20 protein-coding genes are annotated in these 19,271 nt (G+C 30.3%); 17 read left to right on the forward strand and 3 right to left on the reverse strand.

Annotation, left to right across the window (positions count from 1 at the left end):
* Positions 1-1,712, forward strand: a 1,712-nt coding sequence (gene priA / locus ACOYLT_RS00980) for a replication restart helicase PriA (RefSeq protein WP_422851967.1), incomplete at its 5' end; no start/stop codon positions are given.
* On the opposite strand, the gene ACOYLT_RS00985 is transcribed toward priA, so the two are convergent.
* A complete protein-coding gene (locus ACOYLT_RS00985) occupies positions 1,709-2,404 on the reverse strand; it encodes a LytR/AlgR family response regulator transcription factor (protein WP_422852012.1) in 696 nt (231 codons plus the stop codon). The genes priA and ACOYLT_RS00985 overlap by 4 nt on opposite strands.
* Before the next feature lie 186 nt (positions 2,405-2,590).
* Here ACOYLT_RS00985 and rpsF point away from each other — a divergent pair, with 186 nt between their 5' ends.
* The 5 genes from rpsF (at position 2,591) to ligA (ending at position 6,442) form a co-directional block, all read left to right on the forward strand.
* The gene (gene rpsF / locus ACOYLT_RS00990; protein WP_422851968.1) at positions 2,591-2,935 is read left to right on the forward strand and encodes a 30S ribosomal protein S6; all 345 of its coding nucleotides are present in this window, start codon (positions 2,591-2,593) and stop codon (positions 2,933-2,935) included.
* Positions 2,936-2,937: 2 nt separating this feature from the next.
* A complete protein-coding gene (gene rpsR, locus ACOYLT_RS00995; protein WP_136152299.1) occupies positions 2,938-3,234 on the forward strand; it encodes a 30S ribosomal protein S18 in 297 nt (98 codons plus the stop codon).
* Positions 3,235-3,297: 63 nt separating this feature from the next.
* Positions 3,298-3,738 carry a 50S ribosomal protein L9 gene (gene rplI / locus ACOYLT_RS01000; protein ID WP_422851969.1) on the forward strand — a complete coding sequence of 147 codons (441 nt, stop codon included), beginning with the start codon at positions 3,298-3,300 and terminating at the stop codon, positions 3,736-3,738.
* A gap of 149 nt (positions 3,739-3,887) precedes the next feature.
* Positions 3,888-4,361, forward strand: a complete 474-nt coding sequence (locus tag ACOYLT_RS01005) for a DUF6495 family protein (protein WP_422851970.1) — start codon at positions 3,888-3,890, stop codon at positions 4,359-4,361.
* Positions 4,362-4,435: 74 nt separating this feature from the next.
* On the forward strand, positions 4,436-6,442 hold the full coding sequence (gene ligA / locus ACOYLT_RS01010; protein WP_422851971.1) for an NAD-dependent DNA ligase LigA: 2,007 nt from the start codon (positions 4,436-4,438) through the stop codon (positions 6,440-6,442).
* A 72-nt stretch (positions 6,443-6,514) separates the two neighbouring features.
* Here the strand turns inward: ligA and ACOYLT_RS01015 are convergent, their stop codons facing one another.
* Both ACOYLT_RS01015 and ACOYLT_RS01020 read right to left on the reverse strand, forming a co-directional pair.
* The gene (locus ACOYLT_RS01015; protein ID WP_422851972.1) at positions 6,515-7,432 is read right to left on the reverse strand and encodes a bifunctional metallophosphatase/5'-nucleotidase; all 918 of its coding nucleotides are present in this window, start codon (positions 7,430-7,432) and stop codon (positions 6,515-6,517) included.
* A 4-nt stretch (positions 7,433-7,436) separates the two neighbouring features.
* Positions 7,437-8,213 (reverse strand): 5'-nucleotidase C-terminal domain-containing protein, encoded by a 777-nt coding sequence (locus ACOYLT_RS01020; protein WP_422851973.1) that lies wholly within the window; start codon positions 8,211-8,213, stop codon positions 7,437-7,439.
* Positions 8,214-8,261: 48 nt separating this feature from the next.
* Between ACOYLT_RS01020 and ACOYLT_RS01025 the strand changes: the two genes are divergently transcribed.
* The 11 genes from ACOYLT_RS01025 (at position 8,262) to coaE (ending at position 19,228) form a co-directional block, all read left to right on the forward strand.
* Entirely contained in the window at positions 8,262-8,780 is a 519-nt protein-coding gene (locus ACOYLT_RS01025) for a DUF6913 domain-containing protein (protein ID WP_422851974.1), read from the forward strand.
* A gap of 1 nt (position 8,781) precedes the next feature.
* Positions 8,782-9,666: a 4-hydroxy-tetrahydrodipicolinate synthase gene (dapA, locus tag ACOYLT_RS01030; RefSeq protein ID WP_422851975.1), complete on the forward strand. Its 885-nt coding sequence runs from the start codon at positions 8,782-8,784 to the stop codon at positions 9,664-9,666.
* Between the two features lie 110 nt (positions 9,667-9,776).
* Complete coding sequence (locus tag ACOYLT_RS01035) at positions 9,777-10,571, forward strand: outer membrane protein assembly factor BamD (protein ID WP_422851976.1); 795 nt, start codon at positions 9,777-9,779, stop codon at positions 10,569-10,571.
* Positions 10,572-10,578: 7 nt separating this feature from the next.
* The gene (locus tag ACOYLT_RS01040) at positions 10,579-10,899 is read left to right on the forward strand and encodes a DNA-directed RNA polymerase subunit omega (RefSeq protein WP_342696557.1); all 321 of its coding nucleotides are present in this window, start codon (positions 10,579-10,581) and stop codon (positions 10,897-10,899) included.
* 5 nt (positions 10,900-10,904) lie between these two features.
* Complete coding sequence (coaBC, locus tag ACOYLT_RS01045; RefSeq protein WP_422851977.1) at positions 10,905-12,122, forward strand: bifunctional phosphopantothenoylcysteine decarboxylase/phosphopantothenate--cysteine ligase CoaBC; 1,218 nt, start codon at positions 10,905-10,907, stop codon at positions 12,120-12,122.
* Entirely contained in the window at positions 12,106-12,999 is an 894-nt protein-coding gene (locus ACOYLT_RS01050; protein ID WP_422851978.1) for a DUF4835 family protein, read from the forward strand. The genes coaBC and ACOYLT_RS01050 overlap by 17 nt, the downstream gene beginning before the upstream one ends.
* Before the next feature lie 40 nt (positions 13,000-13,039).
* On the forward strand, positions 13,040-14,692 hold the full coding sequence (gene recN, locus ACOYLT_RS01055) for a DNA repair protein RecN (RefSeq protein WP_422851979.1): 1,653 nt from the start codon (positions 13,040-13,042) through the stop codon (positions 14,690-14,692).
* A gap of 66 nt (positions 14,693-14,758) precedes the next feature.
* Positions 14,759-15,946: an enoyl-ACP reductase FabV gene (gene fabV, locus ACOYLT_RS01060; RefSeq protein ID WP_422851980.1), complete on the forward strand. Its 1,188-nt coding sequence runs from the start codon at positions 14,759-14,761 to the stop codon at positions 15,944-15,946.
* 95 nt (positions 15,947-16,041) lie between these two features.
* Positions 16,042-17,556 (forward strand): T9SS type A sorting domain-containing protein, encoded by a 1,515-nt coding sequence (locus tag ACOYLT_RS01065; RefSeq protein WP_422851981.1) that lies wholly within the window; start codon positions 16,042-16,044, stop codon positions 17,554-17,556.
* A gap of 86 nt (positions 17,557-17,642) precedes the next feature.
* Complete coding sequence (locus ACOYLT_RS01070) at positions 17,643-18,647, forward strand: glycosyltransferase (protein ID WP_422851982.1); 1,005 nt, start codon at positions 17,643-17,645, stop codon at positions 18,645-18,647.
* Positions 18,644-19,228 (forward strand): dephospho-CoA kinase, encoded by a 585-nt coding sequence (gene coaE / locus ACOYLT_RS01075; protein ID WP_422851983.1) that lies wholly within the window; start codon positions 18,644-18,646, stop codon positions 19,226-19,228. The genes ACOYLT_RS01070 and coaE overlap by 4 nt, the downstream gene beginning before the upstream one ends.
* Positions 19,229-19,271 lie beyond the last annotated feature (43 nt).

Genomic DNA, 19,271 nt, shown 5'->3' on the forward strand with positions numbered 1-19,271 from the left:
TAAAAGGATTGATAGATAAACAAATTTTTGAAGAATATTTTGTTCAAGAAGACCGAGTTAACTTTGAAAAAAATAAAGAAAACAACAACTTATCTCTAAGTGAAGCGCAACAAAATGCTTTTGATGAAATAGAAAAATCGTTTTTAGAAAAAGAAGTTTGTTTGTTACATGGAGTAACTTCTAGCGGAAAAACTGAAATTTACACCAAACTCATCGAAAAATTTCTTGTCAAAGAAAAGCAAGTACTTTATCTATTGCCCGAAATTGCCCTAACCACTCAACTAGTTTCTCGATTAACTAAGCATTTTGGAAACAAAGTAGCTGTCTTTCACTCTAAATACAGTAATAACGAGAGAATAGAAGTTTGGAATCAAGTTTTAAATGTTTCCGAAAAAGCACAAGTTGTAATAGGAGCAAGATCGGCTTTGTTTTTACCCTTTTCAAATCTTGGCTTGATAATAGTTGATGAAGAACATGAACAGACTTTCAAACAACAAGATCCTTCGCCAAGATATCATGCACGAGATGCTGCAATAGTTTTAGCTAATGCTCATCAAGCTAAAGTATTATTAGGATCTGCAACACCAAGTATAGAAACCTATTATAATGCTACTAGTGGAAAATTTGGATTGGTCACTTTAAAAGAACGTTTTGGAAATGTTCCAATGCCTGAAATAAAATTAGTGGATTTGAAAGATAGTTATTTCAGAAAAATGATGAAAGGTCATTTTAGTTTGACTTTAATTGAAGAAATTACTGAAGCATTTTCTAATGGTGAACAAGTTATTTTATTTCAAAATCGTCGTGGTTTTTCTCCCGTTTTAGAATGCATGACTTGTGGTCACGTACCACAATGTCAACAATGTGATGTGAGTTTGACTTTTCATAAATATAAAAACCAATTGCGTTGTCATTATTGTGGGTATAATATGGGTAAACCAACGAATTGTCAAATTTGTTCGAGCGTTGATTTAGAAACCAAAGGTTTTGGGACAGAACAAATCGAATTAGAACTCGCTGAACTTTTTCCAACAAAGAATATAAAACGTATGGACCAAGATACTACTAAAGGAAAATATAGTTTTGATAAAATCATTGATGGATTTAAAAATAGGGAGATTGATGTTTTAGTAGGAACACAAATGCTTGCCAAAGGTTTAGATTTTGATAATGTATCTGTAGTAGGGATAATGAATGCCGATAATATGTTGTATCATCCAGATTTTAGAGCTTTTGAAAGAAGTTATCAAATGATGACACAAGTTTCTGGTCGCTCTGGACGTGGTGAAAAAAGAGGAAAAGTTATAATTCAAACTTATAATCCTTTACATAATATTATACAGCAAGTAACTAATAACGATTATCAAGGAATGTACAAAGAACAAGTATACGACAGAAAGATTTATAATTATCCTCCGTTTTTCCGTTTAGTTCGTTTAACATTGAAACATCGTGAATTCGACAAATTAAAAGAAGGTTCGACTTGGTTATATCAAGTATTGCAACAAAACTTATCAATTCCTGTCCTTGGACCAGAGGAACCAGCAATTGGGAGAATTCGAAACGAATATATCCGCACTATAATGGTTAAAATTCCAAATGAAACTTCCTTGCAAAGCACAAAAAAAACTATCCTGAGAGTACTGAATAGTTTTGATTTAGTTTCACAATACAGAACCATTAAAGTTACTGTAAATGTTGATTTTAATTAAATAATAGCTAATGCTTTAATTAAATCTTCTTTTTTGTTTCTACTTAAAGGAATTTTTGTCAAACCTATTTCGGCAAACTTACTGTTGAAACGTTCTACTTTATTAATATTAATGATATATGATTTATGAACCCTGATAAATTTATCTTTGGATAAATCATTTTCAAAAGATTTCATTGTAGAAAGAACAAGATTGTTGTCATCTTCTGTAACCACTTTTACATAATCACCATAAGCTTCAATCCACTTAATTTTGTTGGTATAAATTTTAAGTTTTTTTAAGTTACTTTTAATAAAGATATATTCACCTTCCTCTTCTTGATTTTCTTTTTTAAGCATATGGAAATCCATTGCTCTACGAACAGAAGCATTAAAACGGTCTAAAGCTATCGGTTTTTGTAGGTAATCCGTAGCGTCATAATCAAATGCCTTCATAGCGTACTCAGCTTTTGAAGTAATAAAAATAATTTGAGGTTTTACTTTTAATCCATCGAGAAAATCAAAACCACTGATGACAGGCATCTCAATGTCTAGGAAAATTAAATCAACAGTATGAACAGACATGCAATTTTTTGCTTCAATTGCATTAGAAAAATCACCAACTAAATAAAGGTTTGGATGATTATTTACTAATTTCGCTATGATCATTCTCTGAATGGAACTATCATCTACAACAACACAATTTAGCTTCATAATTATGAATAATTTAGATTTGGAATTGTAAATATATGTAGTATTTTTAAAATTCCCCAACATTTTATCGGTTTTTTTTGCTTTTAAACGGCATTTCATTCTTTTAGACGATTTGTCTTTAAATGATATTGTCAATTAAAATGAATTTTATATCTTCGCGCCCAATTTAATTTTAATTGTATTATTATGAATCATTACGAAACTGTTTTCATCTTAAATCCCGTTTTATCTGAAGTTCAGGTAAAGGAAACAGTAAGCAAGTTTGAAGATTTTCTTACTAGTAGAGGAGCAAAGATGGTATCTAAAGAGGATTGGGGCTTAAAAAAATTAGCCTATGAAATCCAAAACAAAAAAAGTGGTTTTTACCATTTATTCGAATTCCAAGTGTCGCCTGAAGTTTTAATTGCTTTTGAAACTGAGTTCAGACGTGACGAAAGAGTTATGCGTTTCCTAACTGTAAGTTTGGATAAACACGCAATTTCTTGGGCAGAGAGAAGAAGAACTAAATTAAAAGAAGCAAAAGCAAACTAATTATGGCAAATTTACAACAATCAGCTTCAGGAAAAAAAGACGGAGATATCAGATATCTTACTCCCCTAAACATCGAAACAAACAAAACTAAAAAGTATTGTCGTTTCAAAAAATCAGGAATTAAATATATTGATTATAAAGATGCAGATTTCTTATTGAAATTTGTAAACGAACAAGGTAAAATTTTGCCAAGACGTTTGACAGGTACCTCATTAAAATACCAAAGAAAAGTGTCAGTAGCTGTCAAAAGAGCTCGTCATTTAGCTCTAATGCCATACGTGGCCGATTTATTAAAATAATATAAACTCAGTTGTTGGTTTCTCGTAACACGGAACCTAACTTCTCTAATAAAGGACAACAACATGGAATTAATCTTAAAACAAGATGTTCAGAATCTAGGATTCAAAGATGATGTAGTAATCGTTAAAAACGGTTACGGTCGTAATTTTTTAATCCCGCAAGGTTTTGCTTCATTGGCTACTCCATCTGCAAAAAAAGTTTTAGCTGAAAATTTAAAACAAAGAGCACACAAGGAAGCTAAAGTAGTAAACGATGCAAAAGCATTGGGTGAAGCTATAAAAGCAATCGAAATTAAAATCACAGCAAAAGCTGGTGGTGAAAAATTATTCGGTTCTATTTCTAATATTGATATTGCTGCAGCTTTAGAAAAAGCAGGTCAAATTGTAGATAGAAAATTCATAACAAGCGGTATTGTTAAACGTACAGGTAAATACACAGCTTCTGTGAGACTTCACAGAGATGTAGTAATTGAATTACCATATGAAATCGTAGCTGAAGTTTAACTTTTCGCTATACCTATATGAAATCCCGATGAGAATCGGGATTTTTTTATATCTGAATTTATTTCAGTTCCCTTTACTATAAAATTAACGCATCTGATAAAAGATGCTGAACTTCTGAAATGATTTAAGAATAAATAAATTCAGCATAAATGAAGTACAAAAGATTATCCAAAGAACAATTTGAAGAATTGCATAAGGAATTTATAAACTTTCTGGCAACACAATCTATTGATAAGTCAGAATGGGATAAAATAAAAAGCGATAAGCCCGAAGTAGCTGAACAAGAATTGGATGTCTTTTCCGATTTAATTTGGGAGGGTGTTTTGACTAATACTCATTATTTGGAACATTTTTCAAAAAACCATATTTTCCTTTTTCATTGTCAAGAAAAACAAATTCAATCTATTGTTTTAAAAGCTTTAGAGCCTGAAGTTAACTTTATGGAAAAAGAAGGATTACAATGGTTGAGTGACAATATGTTTACAGATACAGTAGAAATTCACCTCGGCAAAAAAGAATATGAAGTAGAAAGAAATGTTGCCATTTTTAATTTGATTAAAGAGGGCGCTATTTTGAGTGACGGACAATTATATCTTCAAATAAACGGAATAATTCAGTCGTAAAGTTTGTTCCTTTTTAAAAAATATTGGCTATTTTAGTGCACACAATTTGTAACTATTATAGCCAATTTATTTTTATGGATATTCAGAAAATAATTCAGGATTTGCGCGATAAACTTAATCAGCATAATCATAATTATTATGTTTTAGACAATCCAATCATTTCTGATTTTGAATTTGATCAAAAATTAAAACAACTTCAAGAACTAGAAATTCAGAATCCTGAATTCTTTGATGAAAACTCGCCAACACAGAGAGTAGGTGGTACTATTACCAAAAACTTTAATTCAGTTGTTCACGATTATCGGATGTATTCTTTGGATAATTCTTATTCCAAAGAAGATTTGTTAGATTGGGAAAATAGAATTCAGAAAGTTTTAGGAAATGTTTCAATGCAATATACTTGTGAGTTAAAATATGATGGAGCATCAATTTCAATAACCTATGAAAAAGGAAAATTAAAACGAGCAGTTACCCGTGGCGATGGTTTTCAAGGCGATGATGTGACAGCTAATATTAAAACTATAAAATCCATTCCACTCCAATTAAAGGGAAGTTTTCCTGAAAGATTTGATATTCGTGGAGAAATCATATTGCCTTTTGAAGGATTTGAGAAGATGAACCAAGAATTAATTGAAATTGGTGAAACGCCCTATTCCAATCCAAGAAATACTGCTTCAGGAAGTTTAAAACTTCAGGATAGTAGTGAAGTAGCCAAGCGGCCATTAGAATGTTTGCTTTATTTTATTGTTGGTAATAATTTAAATATTGAATCACAATATGAAGGTTTAAATGCAGCTCGTAAATGGGGTTTTAAAGTTCCCAAGGAAGCTAAATTAGCCAATTCTATTGGAGAAGTTTTTGAATATATTGACTATTGGGATACACATCGTCATAATCTACCCTATGAAACGGATGGTGTTGTTATAAAGGTAAACAATCTCCATCAACAAGATGAATTAGGTTATACCGCAAAATCACCACGATGGGCAATGGCTTATAAGTTCAAGGCAGAACAAGTATTTACAGTTTTAAACTCTATTTCATATCAGGTTGGAAGAACTGGTTCTATAACTCCGGTTGCTAATTTGCAACCAGTTCAATTGGCTGGAACTATAGTGAAACGCGCTTCTTTACACAATGCTGATCAGATAGAAAAATTAGACATACGAATTGAAGATACTGTATTTGTTGAAAAAGGCGGAGAGATTATTCCAAAAATTATTGGTGTTGATTTTACTAAAAGAAATCCAAATAGCGAACCAACAAAATATATCACGCATTGCCCTGAATGTGGTTCCGCATTAACTAGAATAGAAGGAGAAGCCAATCATTATTGTCCTAATTTTTATGGTTGTCCTCCACAAATAATCGGCAGAATTCAACATTTTATTTCGCGAAAAGCGATGGATATTGAAGGTCTTGGAGGAGAAACCGTAGCATTACTTTTTAATAATGGTTTAGTAAAAGATTATGCTGATTTGTATTCCCTAACAGTGGAACAAATTCTTCCCTTGGAACGAATGGCTCAGAAATCTGCAGAGAATTTAGTTAATGGTGTTCAAAAGTCTAAGGAAATTCCATTCGAAAGAGTATTGTATGCCATCGGCATTAGGTATGTTGGTGAAACGGTGGCCAAAAAATTAGCCAAACATTACAAAAATATAAATGCTATTAAAAATGCTTCTATAATGGATTTAATTATGGTAGATGAAATAGGAGAGAAGATAGCCCAATCTGTTATAGAGTTTTTTGAAAATCAAGAAAATGTTGCTATTCTTGAGCGACTTAAACAATTTGGAGTTCAATTGGAGTTAATCGAAAAGTTTAATCCAAATGCAACAAGTAAACTTGAAGGAAAAACCTTTGTAGTATCGGGTGTTTTTGAATTATTCTCTCGTGACGATTTGAAGAAAGCAATCGAAGATAATGGCGGTAAAGTCGGTAGCTCAATTTCTTCAAAGACTGATTTTGTAATTGCAGGAGAAAATATGGGGCCAGCTAAACTAGAAAAAGCTAATCAGTTAAAAATTGCAATAATTTCGGAAAATGATTTTCAAGCTATGTTGAATAACCAATTATAAAAATAGAATTGTGTAGGTTTTGTTTTGATTTTTAGTTTGATTTTTTATAGATAAGATTAGTTGACTATTAAATTATACGATGATAATAGATTTTCCATTGGATGATTTAGACTTTTCGGAGTCAAAATAAAAATCGATTCTTCCTATATTAACTCCATAACATCCCACTTGGTTTACTAATATTTCTTTTCCTTCAATATTTTTCAAAACTGTTGGTTTGTCAAGAAAAGTATGTGTATGACCACCAATGATTAAATCAATATCTTTAGTTAATGTAGCTAACTTTGTATCGCTAATTTTTTCGGGTTCATCTTTGTATTTGTAACCAAGATGTGAAAGACAAATTACCAAATCACATTTTTGTTCGTGTTTTAGAATACGAGCCATATCTTTTGAAACACTAACAGGATCATTATATAAAGTTTCTTTAAAGCTTTTTTTATCAACTAAGCCATCAAGTCTAATACCAAGTCCAAAAACACCTACTTTAATACCTCCTTTATTGAAAATCTTATAAGGCTTTACATGACCATCCATAACCGTATTTTTGAAATCATAATTAGCAGAAACAAATTCAAAATTTGCATTTGGTAATTGGTTATAAAGTCCTTCAATTCCATTGTCAAAATCATGATTTCCTATGGTTGCTAAGTCATATTTCATCATGCTCATAAGCTTAAATTCTAATTCTCCTCCATAATAATTAAAGTAGGGTGTGCCTTGAAAAATATCTCCAGCATCTAATAAAAGAACATTTGGATTTTCTTTTCTAATATTTTCAATCAAAGCAGCCCTTCGAGCAACGCCACCCATATTTGGATTTTTGGGATGATTAGCTGGAAAAGGATCGATATAACTATGTACATCATTGGTGTGAAGAATAGTCAAATGTTTTGTATCCAAAGTTTTAAAACTACTTAATGATAAACCTCCAAGTCCTAAGAAAGCAGAACTCGCAGCCGTTTTTTGGATAAAATTTCTTCTTTTCATTTTACTATTCTTTTGTAATGCGGATGTCTTTGTTGGCTACTATTGATTTGTTTTCTTTGAAATAGTCAATAATAATATTTCGAAGTTTGTATTCTAAATCATATTTCTGAATCCCTTTTTTGAAGAAAAGCATATTGTCATTTCCATAGGATAAATAATCAGAGGTGGCTACAAAGTATATTTTATTTAGGTCTATAGGATTTCCGCTTACTTGAATATTTTTTGGTAGATTGTTTTTATCAATGGTAAAAGTCATTCCTTTTAATGGATGTGGTTTTTTTTCAGAAATGATATAATTTATAATTTCCAGTACTTGTTCTCCTTTTAAAGCTATGACGACAGCACTGTTTTCAAAAGGCATTATTTCATAAGCATTTCGGGCAGTTACATTTCCTTTTGGAATTATAGATCTAATACCACCTTGATTTAAAAGGCAAATGTCAACTGATTTGTTATACTTCAATTGAAACATGTTATTAGATCTTTCAAAAGTAATATCTGATAAAAAATTACCCATTGGAGTTTGCCATTCACCTGATTTGTCTAGAGTTTCTGGCGCATCAGATAAAATAGCATTCAAATCATTATCAATCTTGACACGATAGGGTTTTATAAAGGTTTCAATTTCAGGAACTTCACCGTTTTTATCTGTAATTCCTATTTCTTGACCTTCAATTTTGGTTACCGTATACTTTTTTTCGGCACAAGAAATAAGTACTGTAAATGTTAATAATAAAACAAAATGTTTCAATACAACGTTATAGTTTTTTAGTTTTACCATCGGTTTTGGCAGTAATTTTAGTAAATTTGTAATTCAAGTAAAAGTAGTATGTTTTTAAATTACTTCAAGGATTTAGCAACAAAAAAAATTGTAAAAAATAGTTTGTCAAATGTTAAGCATTTGGCTTCAGACAATATAATAAAATCAGTAGGAATCATTTTTGATGAAAGTTATTTTTATGAAAGAGAAGCTTTAGTTCAGGAATTAATTCAAAATGGAATAAATGAAAGTGATATTAAAGTACTAGTTTATAAAGACAAGATTAAAAAAAATGAAGTTTTTGATTATGCTGTTTTCAGTCACAAAGATTTGAGTTGGCATGCAACAGTTGATACAAATGAAGTAAAAGATTTTATAAAAGCACCTTTTGATTTATTAATCAATTACTATGACACTGAGAAAGTCGCTTTACTTCTTGTTTCACATCTTTCCAAAGCTAGTTTTAAAGTTGGTTTCGCTACTGTTGACAAGAGATTAAATCATTTTATGATTGACACCAATGCTGAAAACTATAAGGTTTTTATAGATGAATTATTCAAATATTTAAAAATTTTAAACAAAATATAATATGCAATCATTAATCGGAACTGGAGTTGCCCTAGTTACACCTTTCAAAAAAGATTTCTCTGTAGATGTCGATGCATTAAAAGCCATTGTTAATTTTCAAATAGATAATGGAATTGATTATTTAGTTATTTTAGGAACTACTGCAGAAACAGCTACATTATCAAAACTTGAAAAAGAACTTGTAATAGCAACAATAGTTGAAGCTAACAAAGGTAGATTACCCTTGGTTTTAGGTGTTGGAAGCAATAATACTCAAGAAGTTGTTGAAGAATTAACTACGAGAAATTTTTCTGATTTTGTTGCCATTTTATCAGTTTCACCCTATTATAATAAACCAACTCAAGAAGGAATTTATCAACATTTCAAAGCTATTGCTGAAGCTTCACCCTTACCGATTATTTTATATAACGTACCTGGAAGAACTTCTATAAATATTTTACCTTCAACTATTATAAGATTAGCCAATGATTTTAAAAATGTAGTAGCTGTTAAAGAAGCAGCTGGAGATATTATTCAAGCCATGAATATAATTCAAAACAAGCCAAAAGATTTCTTGGTTATTTCGGGTGATGATATGTTAACATTGCCAATGATTTTAGCCGGAGGATCGGGTGTTATTTCAGTAATTGCAGGAGGTTTTCCAAAGCAATTTTCAGAAATGGTTCATCTTGGCTTAAACAAAAGAGTAGATGATGCTTATACATTGCATTATCTGTTAGCAGATTCAATTGATATGATTTTTGAACAAGGAAACCCTGCTGGTATTAAAGAAGTATTGAAATCATTGAGATTTTCAGAGAATACAGTCCGACTTCCATTAGTGAATGTTGATGAAAATCTAGCCAATCGCATTCATGATTTTACCAATAAAATTTCAAAAATGTAGCTTTTTTTGAAGTCAAAAAAAATATTTTGTATTCTATAATTAATGACTAAATTTGCATTTGATTTTTTATGCATAATAATGTGTTTAAAATCAGCAATATTAAATAAAAAATGAAGAAATTCTTAGCCCTTTTTGCATTAGTATTATTTTTTTCGTCGTGTAGTGAGTATCAAAAAGCACTTAAATCTGAAGATGTTGCTATTAAATTTACTGAAGCCACAAAAAAATATGAAGCAAAAAAATTCAATAAAGCATTACGGCTTTTTGAGCAAATTGCTCCTGCATACAAAGGAAAACCTCAAGCAGAAAGGATGTTTTATATGTATTCACAGTCTTTATATAATACAGAACAATATTACTTAGCAGGTTATCAATTTGAAAGTTTTGCTTCCAGTTATCCTAAAAGTGAAAAATTAGAAGAAACTTCTTTTTTAGGAGCAAAATGCTATACTTTTTTATCGCCAGTTTATAGTTTAGACCAAACAGATACCTACAAAGCAATAGATAAACTTCAAAACTTTATTGAACTTTTTCCTGAGTCTCCAAATATGGCAGAAGCGAATGCTTTAGCAAAGAATTTAAGAGAAAAATTAGAGAAAAAAGCTTTTGAAAATGCAAAAATTTATAATACAATTTCTAATTACAAAGCTGCTATTGTTGCTTTTGAAAATTTTTTAATTAATTTTCCAGGAACTACATTCAAAGAAAAAGCATTATACTATAAATTAGATTCAGCTTATAATTTGGCCATTAACAGCATTCCTTCTAAAATGGAAGATAGATTATTAAATGTTAGAATTGCATACAATAATCTAATTAAGTTTAAAGCTGATTCCGAATACAAATCAAAAGCAGATTCAATGTCTGCCAGAATAGAAAACGATTTAAAACAATTTACTAAATAATAAAGTCATGGATTTAAAAAAGACGAATGCACCAGTAAACACTATCACTTACAATAAAACTGCAATTGAAGAGCGTACTGGCAATGTTTATGAAGCAATTACAATAATGGCTAAAAGAGCAAATCAAATCAACTCAGAAATTAAAAAAGAATTAACTGAGAAATTAGAAGAATTTGCTACTTATAATGATAGTCTTGAAGAAATCTTTGAAAACAAAGAGCAAATCGAAGTTTCTAAATACTACGAAAAGTTACCAAAACCTCATGCTTTAGCTGTTCAAGAGTGGCTTGATGACAAAATTTACTACAGAGATACTACAAAAGACTAATTCTGATGTCTGTTTTAAGTGGTAAAAAGATTTTACTCGGTATTTCGGGAGGAATTGCTGCTTATAAAACTGCCTCATTAGTTAGATTATTTATAAAAGCAGGTGCACATGTCCAAGTGATAATGACACCTGCTTCTAAGGATTTTGTAACTCCGTTAACCTTATCAACACTTTCTAAAAATCCCGTATATTCTACTTTTTATAATGAAGAAGATCAAGATGCTCAATGGAATAATCACGTTGAATTAGGTCTTTGGGCAGACTTAATGATAATTGCACCCGCAACAGCTAACACATTGTCTAAAATGGTCAATGGCAATTGTGATAATCTTTTAATTGCAACTTATTTATCGGCTAAATGCCCAGTTTATTTTGCTCCAGCAATGGATTTAGATATGTACAAACATCCCTCAACTATTGCAAGTTTTACTATTTTAAAACAATTTGGGAATTCTATTATTCCAGCAGAAAAGGGAGAATTAGCTAGCGGATTATCAGGTGAAGGAAGAATGTCAGAACCAGAAAATATTATTTCTTTTTTAGAAAATGATTTAGAAAGTAAATTACCATTAAGAGGAAAAAAAATACTTATAACAGCTGGTCCAACATACGAAGCTATCGATCCTGTTCGTTTTATAGGCAATCATTCTACTGGAAAAATGGGATTTGATATTGCTGCAAGTGCTGCCAATCTTGGTGCGGAAGTTACTTTAATTTCTGGGCCAACATACTTAAATACAAAATATCCCGTTACTAATTTAATTCGAGTGACTTCGGCTCAGGAAATGTATGATGCTTGTCATGAACATTTTGATAATGTTGATGTAGCCATTTGTGCAGCAGCAGTTGCCGATTATAAACCAAAAGTGGTAGCTAATCAAAAGATAAAAAAATCAACTGCTGAATTTTCTATTGAATTTGAAATAACAAAAGATATTTTAGCGTCTTTAGGAAAAATCAAAAAAAATCAATTTCTAATTGGTTTTGCTTTGGAAACCGAAAATGAAATTGATAATGCAAAGTTGAAAATTCAGAAAAAAAACTTAGATTTGATTGTTTTAAATTCGCTTCAAGATAAAGCCGCTGGTTTTGCCTCACCAAACAATAAAGTTACTTTTATTGATAGTGATTTTTTTATTGAACCAATGCCTCTTAAATCTAAAGAAGAAGTTGCAGATGATATTATGAACAAAGTAATTTCTCATTATGAAAAAAATAGTTAGTTTTCTTTTTTTAATTTTTATCGGAATTGGGAATGTTCAGGCACAACAACTAAATTGTACTGTTCAGGTAAACTCTGATAAAATTGCCAGTACAAATAATCAAGTATTTAATAATTTACAAAAATCAATTTCTGATTTTATTAATAAAACTGATTGGACAGGAGAGGTTTACAAACAAAATGAGAAAATTAATTGTTCTATGGTTATTATTATTAATAGTTATGATTCTAATCAATTTTCGGCCACTTTACAAGTAGAATCTACACGTGCTATATTTAATTCAAGTTATGCCTCCCCAGTATTTAATTATAATGATAAAGATTTTAGCTTTAATTATGTTGAGTTTGAAAACTTAAACTTTAATCCACAAAATTTTGATTCAAACTTAGTGTCTGTTTTGGCTTATTATAGTTACATGATATTAGGTTTTGATGGAGATACATTTACTTTGAATGGCGGGAAAAATTGGTTTGAAATTGCTCAACAAATATTAACAGTAGCTCAACAAAGTGGTTATAAAGGTTGGACTCAAGGAGATGGAATTCAAAATAGATATTTTTTAGTAAATGATATTCTTTCAGGAACATACGATTCATTTAGAACTGCAGAATATCAATACCATAGAGAAGGATTAGATACTATGTCTTCTGATTTAAAAGCTTCAAAAAACAAAGTTTTAGAATCGATAAAAACGTTAAGTCAAGTATATAAAGTAAGACCAAATGCTTTTTTGACTCGAATATTCTTTGATGCTAAAGTTGATGAAATAGTATCTATATTATCAGGTGGGCCAAATGTAGAATTAGCTGATACCATTGAAACTTTAAACAGACTGTCTCCTCTCAACTCAAGTAAATGGGCATCCATTAAGTTTTGATTATTATATTTATTACTTAAATTTATTTTATTTTTTCTAAATGATTACTTCACTTTCAATCGAGAATTTTGCATTGATAGAAAAATTAGATATTAATTTTTCTAATGGTTTTTCTATTATAACTGGTGAAACTGGAGCGGGAAAATCGATACTTTTGGGTGCTTTAGGATTAGTTCTTGGCAAAAGAGCAGATTTAACATCGCTTAAAAATAAGGAAGATAAATGTATTGTAGAAGCCAATTTTTCTATTCGAAAATATGATTTAAAATCCTTTTTTGAAAGTAATGATTTGGACTATGAAGATGAAACCATAATTAGAAGAGAAATTTTACCATCAGGTAAATCAAGAGCGTTTATCAACGATAGTCCAGTTAATTTGCAACAACTACAAGATTTAAGTTTTTATTTAATTGACATACATTCACAACATCAAACATTAGAATTATCGGAGGAAGAATTTCAATTTAAAATTATAGATTCAATAGCAAAAAATCAGGATTTAGTTAGCGAATTTCAATCTGTTATAAAAAAATATCGATCAGTAAAATCTTTATTAGAAATTAAGAAATCTAATCTTTCTTCCATTTTAAAAGAGAAAGATTATAATGAATTTTTATTTAATGAATTAGCTTCTGCTGCTTTAAAAGTTGGAGAATTAGAGGAATTAGAAAAGACATACGAGGCGCTAAATAACGTGGAGTTTATAAAAGAAAATTTAGACAAACTTTTAATTCTTGCCAATGAAGATGAATTTGGGTTGCAAAAAAACTTGAAAGAATTTAAGACTATTCTTCAAAAAAATAGTCAGTTTTCTCAAGATTTTCAATCGCTTTTAGATCGAACAAATTCAATCGCAATAGAGTTTGATGATATAGTAAAAGAATTAAACCGTACCTCCGATTTAGTTTTCAATGACCCTGAAAACTTAGAATTAATCAATCAAAAATTGCAAGTAATTTACAATCTTCAGAAAAAACATCAAGTGCTTACTGTCGAGGAATTATTAGCTATTCAATCTGAGTTAGAATCTAAAGTAGTTTCAGTTACAACGCTTGAACAAGAAATTTCAGGATTTGTAACTACAATTATCGATTTAGAAAAACATTTGGATAATATTGCTCTCATAATTTCTAAAAATAGGAGTGAAGCCATTCCAAAATTGAGTGAGCAACTTATTGCTATTTTAGGTCAATTAGGAATGCCAAATGTTAGATTTAAGATAGAAATAATCCCTTCAAATACGTATCATTTCAACGGTAAAGACACTTTACAGTTTTTGTTTTCTGCCAATAAAGGAACAGACTTTGGATTATTAAAAAAAGTGGCTTCGGGTGGAGAAATGTCACGTATTATGTTGGCTGTGAAATCAATATTATCTCAATATTCTAAATTACCCACTATTATTTTTGATGAAATTGACACAGGAGTTTCTGGAGAAATAGCTAATAAAATGGGTGAAATTATGAGAGAAATGAGTGCTACAATGCAAGTTTTTGCTATTACACATTTACCACAAATAGCAGCCAAAGGAAGTTCACATTACAAGGTTTATAAAAAAGTATTGGGTGAAAGCACCGTTTCTGAATTAACATTACTAACACCTGATGAAAGAATAATTGAAATAGCTGAGATGCTTTCAGGAAAAAATATTTCCGATTCTGCAATGAATCATGCTAAAGCATTATTAAACTAGTTGCTTTATTTTATACTTTTGTCCCACTTTTAAAAATAAAAATTATACAATTTAACTAGATAAAATATGATTATAGAACCAAGAATGCGAGGATTTATTTGTTTAACAGCTCATCCAGATGGTTGTGCTCAAAGTGTTAAAAATCAAATTGCTTATGTAAAATCAAAAGGTCATATAAATGGTCCAAAAAGAGTTTTAGTTATAGGAGCTTCAACAGGTTTTGGTTTAGCATCTAGAATAACTAGTGCATTTGGTTCAGAGGCAGCCACAATTGGAGTTTTTTTCGAAAAAGAACCTTCAGAAGGTAAAACTGCAACTCCGGGTTGGTATAATTCTGCCGCTTTTGAAAATGAAGCAACAAAAGCTGGATTATATGCTAAAAGTATAAACGGCGACGCTTTTTCAAATGAAATAAAACAGCAAACTATTGATTTAATCAAAACTGATTTAGGTCAAATTGATTTAATTATTTATAGTTTAGCTTCACCAGTTCGAATGAATCCAAATACAGGAATATTGCACCGTTCGGTCTTAAAACCTATAGGAAATAAGTTCACTAATAAAACGGTAGATTTTCATACGGGTAATGTATCGCAAGTTTCAATTGAACCAGCCAATCAAGACGATATTGATAATACAGTAGTAGTTATGGGTGGAGAAGATTGGTCAATGTGGATTGAAGCTATGAAATCAGCAGGAGTTTTAGCCACAGGAGTAACTACAATAGCTTATTCTTATATTGGTCCTGAAGTTACAGAAGCAGTCTATAGAAAAGGAACTATTGGTAGAGCAAAAGACCATCTTGAAGCAACAGCATTTCAAATTACAGATAGTTTAATTTCTTTAAATGGTAAAGCTTATGTTTCGGTTAATAAAGCATTAGTAACTCAAGCAAGTTCAGCAATTCCTGTAATTCCATTATATATTTCTTTATTGTATAAAATAATGAAAGCAGAAGGGATTCATGAAGGATGCATAGAACAAATTCAAAGACTTTTTGAGCAAAGATTATATTTTGGAAAAGACGTTCCAACAGATGAAAAAGGAAGAATTAGAATTGATGATTGGGAAATGAAAGCAGATGTTCAAGATAGAATTAAAATTTTGTGGGAAAAAGCAACTACCGAAAATCTCTCAGAAATTGGAGATTTAGCAGGTTATAAACAAGATTTTTTAAATCTTTTTGGATTTGGTTTTGAAGGTGTAGATTACAATTTGGAAGCAAATGAATTAGTTAGAATTCCAAGCATCTAATCAAATATTGACAAGGGTATTAAAAACTCACAAATTTTGTTTGTGAGTTTTTTTTATTGTTACTTTTACTTTTATTAACTTTCAAATTATATTTAATGAAAAAAATTACTTTACTATTCATATTGATAGGTACATTATGTGATGTAAATGCCCAGGTTCTTAATCAAAATGCAGGTTGGCCAAATACAGCATGGGCTCTTACAGGCTCTTATCTTGCTACAGGTATACAGTCAGATCCTACTTTAACTTCTAACTTTGCATTTGATGATGATATAACAAGCATAGGTCATGAGGATAATATTGCTGCAGAATCGCCTATAATTGATTTAACAGCAGCTTTTTCAGCGGGAGAAACTTGGTTAACAGTATCTGCCCCATATGTTTACAGATATTTAGCAGACGATGAATTAGTATTCCAATATTGGAATGCTGATTCAGCAACTTGGATTAATTGGGGGACTAATTTTGATGAATTAGGTAACTATACAACAGACAAGAATTATTGTTCTGGAAATCCTTCTACATATTCATCATCAGTACTGAATATTGCGGGATTTAGCTCGAATCAATTATCAGGTTTTAAGTATAGAATTTCATATAATGATAATCCAGCTGGAACTGATTGGAATTATGGTTTTTGTTTTCAGTCACCAACTATTGTTTCTTCTACACCTCCTGCTTGTCCTAGCCCATCTTCTTTGGCAGCTGTAGTTACTACAATTTCTGCAACTCTTTCTTGGGTAGAAAATGGTTCTACTTCATTATATAATTTGGAATATGGAACTAATGGTTTCACACAAGGAACAGGGGTTTTATTATCTGGAATTTCAAATTCATATAACTTAACATCATTAACACCTGCCACATCATATTCCTATTATGTTCAAGCAGCTTGTGGAGGTACAGCAGGAACAAGTAATTGGTCAGGTCCCTTTAGTTTTACAACTCCTGTTCCAACACCCTTAAATGATGACTGTTCAGGAGCTTTTGAAATGACATTAGCTTATACTAATACACAAAATGCTGTTGCTGCTACAAATAACGCTGGTTTTATCTCATCATGTACTGTTGCTAGTGGGATGAACGATGGCGTATGGTATACTTTTTTGGGCAATGGAGGAGATATTACTATAGCGCTTTCAGCAGTTGGTTCATGGGATCCTCAGTTAGATATTTATAGTGGAACTTGTGGTACATTTACTTGTGTAGCTTCTGCAGATTCAGGATTAAGTGGAGGTGCAGAAACTCTAACAGTTAATGGTACAATTAGTGCTTTAAGGTATTATGTTAATGTTGGCTATTACAGCGCTATAACTGATAGATCTGAAGGATTATTTACAATTACTGCTACATCAAGTTTGGCAAATAGTTCTTTTGATAATAATAATTTCACTTATTATCCAAACCCTGTTAAAAACACTTTGAACTTATCTTATGATCAAGAAATTTCAAATGTTACTATTTTCAATTTAATGGGCCAAAAAGTTAGCTCACAAGCAATCAATTCCAATCAAGGTCAAGTAGATATGTCTAACCTGTCTCATGGAGTTTATTTAGTAAAAGTTTCTTCTAATAATCAAGTGAAAACACTTAGAGTTATTAAAGAATAATTTTTTTACATTTTTATGTTGTAAACCACCTAAATTTTAGGTGGTTTTTCTTTTTTATAAAACTTATATTTGTTAAAAAATTAGCAATGTTTTTTTCTATAATTATTCCAGTTTATAATAGACCTGACGAAATTAAAGAATTATTAGAAAGTCTTTTAGTTTCTGATTACAATAAATTCTTTGAGGTTGTTATTGTTGAAGATGGTTCAACAATAACATGTAGTAATGAAATTGAAATTTTTAAAGATAAATTAAATATTTCCTATTATTTCAAAGAGAATAGCGGGCCAGGTGATTCAAGAAATTTTGGTATGAAAAATGCAAAAGGAGATTATTTTATAATTTTCGATTCAGATTGTATTATTCCAAAACACTATTTATTAGAAGTAGAAAAGGAATTAACTAAAGATTTTATAGATTGTTTTGGAGGATCGGATGCTGCTTTAGATTCATTTTCTGATATTCAAAAAGCCATAAATTTTGCTATGACTTCTTTCTTAACTACTGGAGGAATTCGTGGTGGTTCTGAAAAAATTAATAAATTTCAACCCCGCAGTTTTAATATGGGTCTTTCAAAAAAGGCATTTGAAGTATCAAAAGGGTTTGGTTGTATTCATCCGGGTGAAGATCCAGATTTAACTATAAGATTGTGGAAATTAGGTTATCAAACAAGACTTTTTCCTAATGCTTTTGTTTACCATAAACGAAGAATAGATTGGGTTAAATTTTCTGATCAAGTTACTAAATTTGGAAAGGCTAGACCAATTCTTAATTCATGGTATCCTGAATATAGCAAATTGACTTATTACTTTCCCTCATTATTCATTATAGGTTTTTCAATTTCACTATTTTTATTTTTGTTCGGGATAGAGTTCCCATTATTGTGTTACTCTTTTTATTTTTTGTTGGTATTTGTTTTTTCATCTAATCAAAATAAAAGTTTCAAAATTGGATTTCTATCTGTAATAGCTGTTTCAAAACAATTTTTTGGATATGGAAGAGGTTTTTTAAAATCCTATTTTAAAATTATAATTAATAAAGAAAAACCCGAAGAAGCATTTCCTGAATTATTTTTTAAAGTAAAATTATGACCAAAATTGTTGGGCTTACAGGAGGAATTGGTAGTGGTAAAACCATGATTGCAAATTATTTGAAATCATCAGGAATTCCTGTTTATATTGCTGACGAGGAGGCGAAGAAAATAATGAATTCATCAGAAGTAGTAGAAACTATAAAAAATCAATTTGGAAATGAAGTTTTTGATGGTCATGTATTAAATAGAGAAAAACTAGCTCAACTTGTTTTCGACTATCCAGATAAACTCCAAAAATTAAATGCAATTATTCATCCAAAAGTCCTGATTCACTTTGAAAATTGGTTAAAGAAACAAAATCATTATCCCTTCATTGTTAAAGAAGCAGCCATATTATTTGAAAGTGGCAGTTATAAAAAATGTGATAAAATAATAACCGTTATAGCTCCATTAGAAACCCGTATCGAAAGAGTTTTAAAACGAGATAATATGTCGCGTGAAAACATAATAAAACGTTTGCAGAATCAATGGACTGATGAACAGCGAGTTGCTAAAAGCCATTTTGTTGTTGATAATATTTCCATAGAAGATAGCCATCAACAAATTGATGAAATTCTTAAAATATTAAAAAATCAATAATTTTAAGATTAGATGTTAATGTTTGGTTAATGTATTTATGATA

Source organism: Flavobacterium sp. (genome assembly GCF_049318185.1).
In the GTDB taxonomy this organism is placed as follows: Bacteria; Bacteroidota; Bacteroidia; order Flavobacteriales; family Flavobacteriaceae; genus Flavobacterium.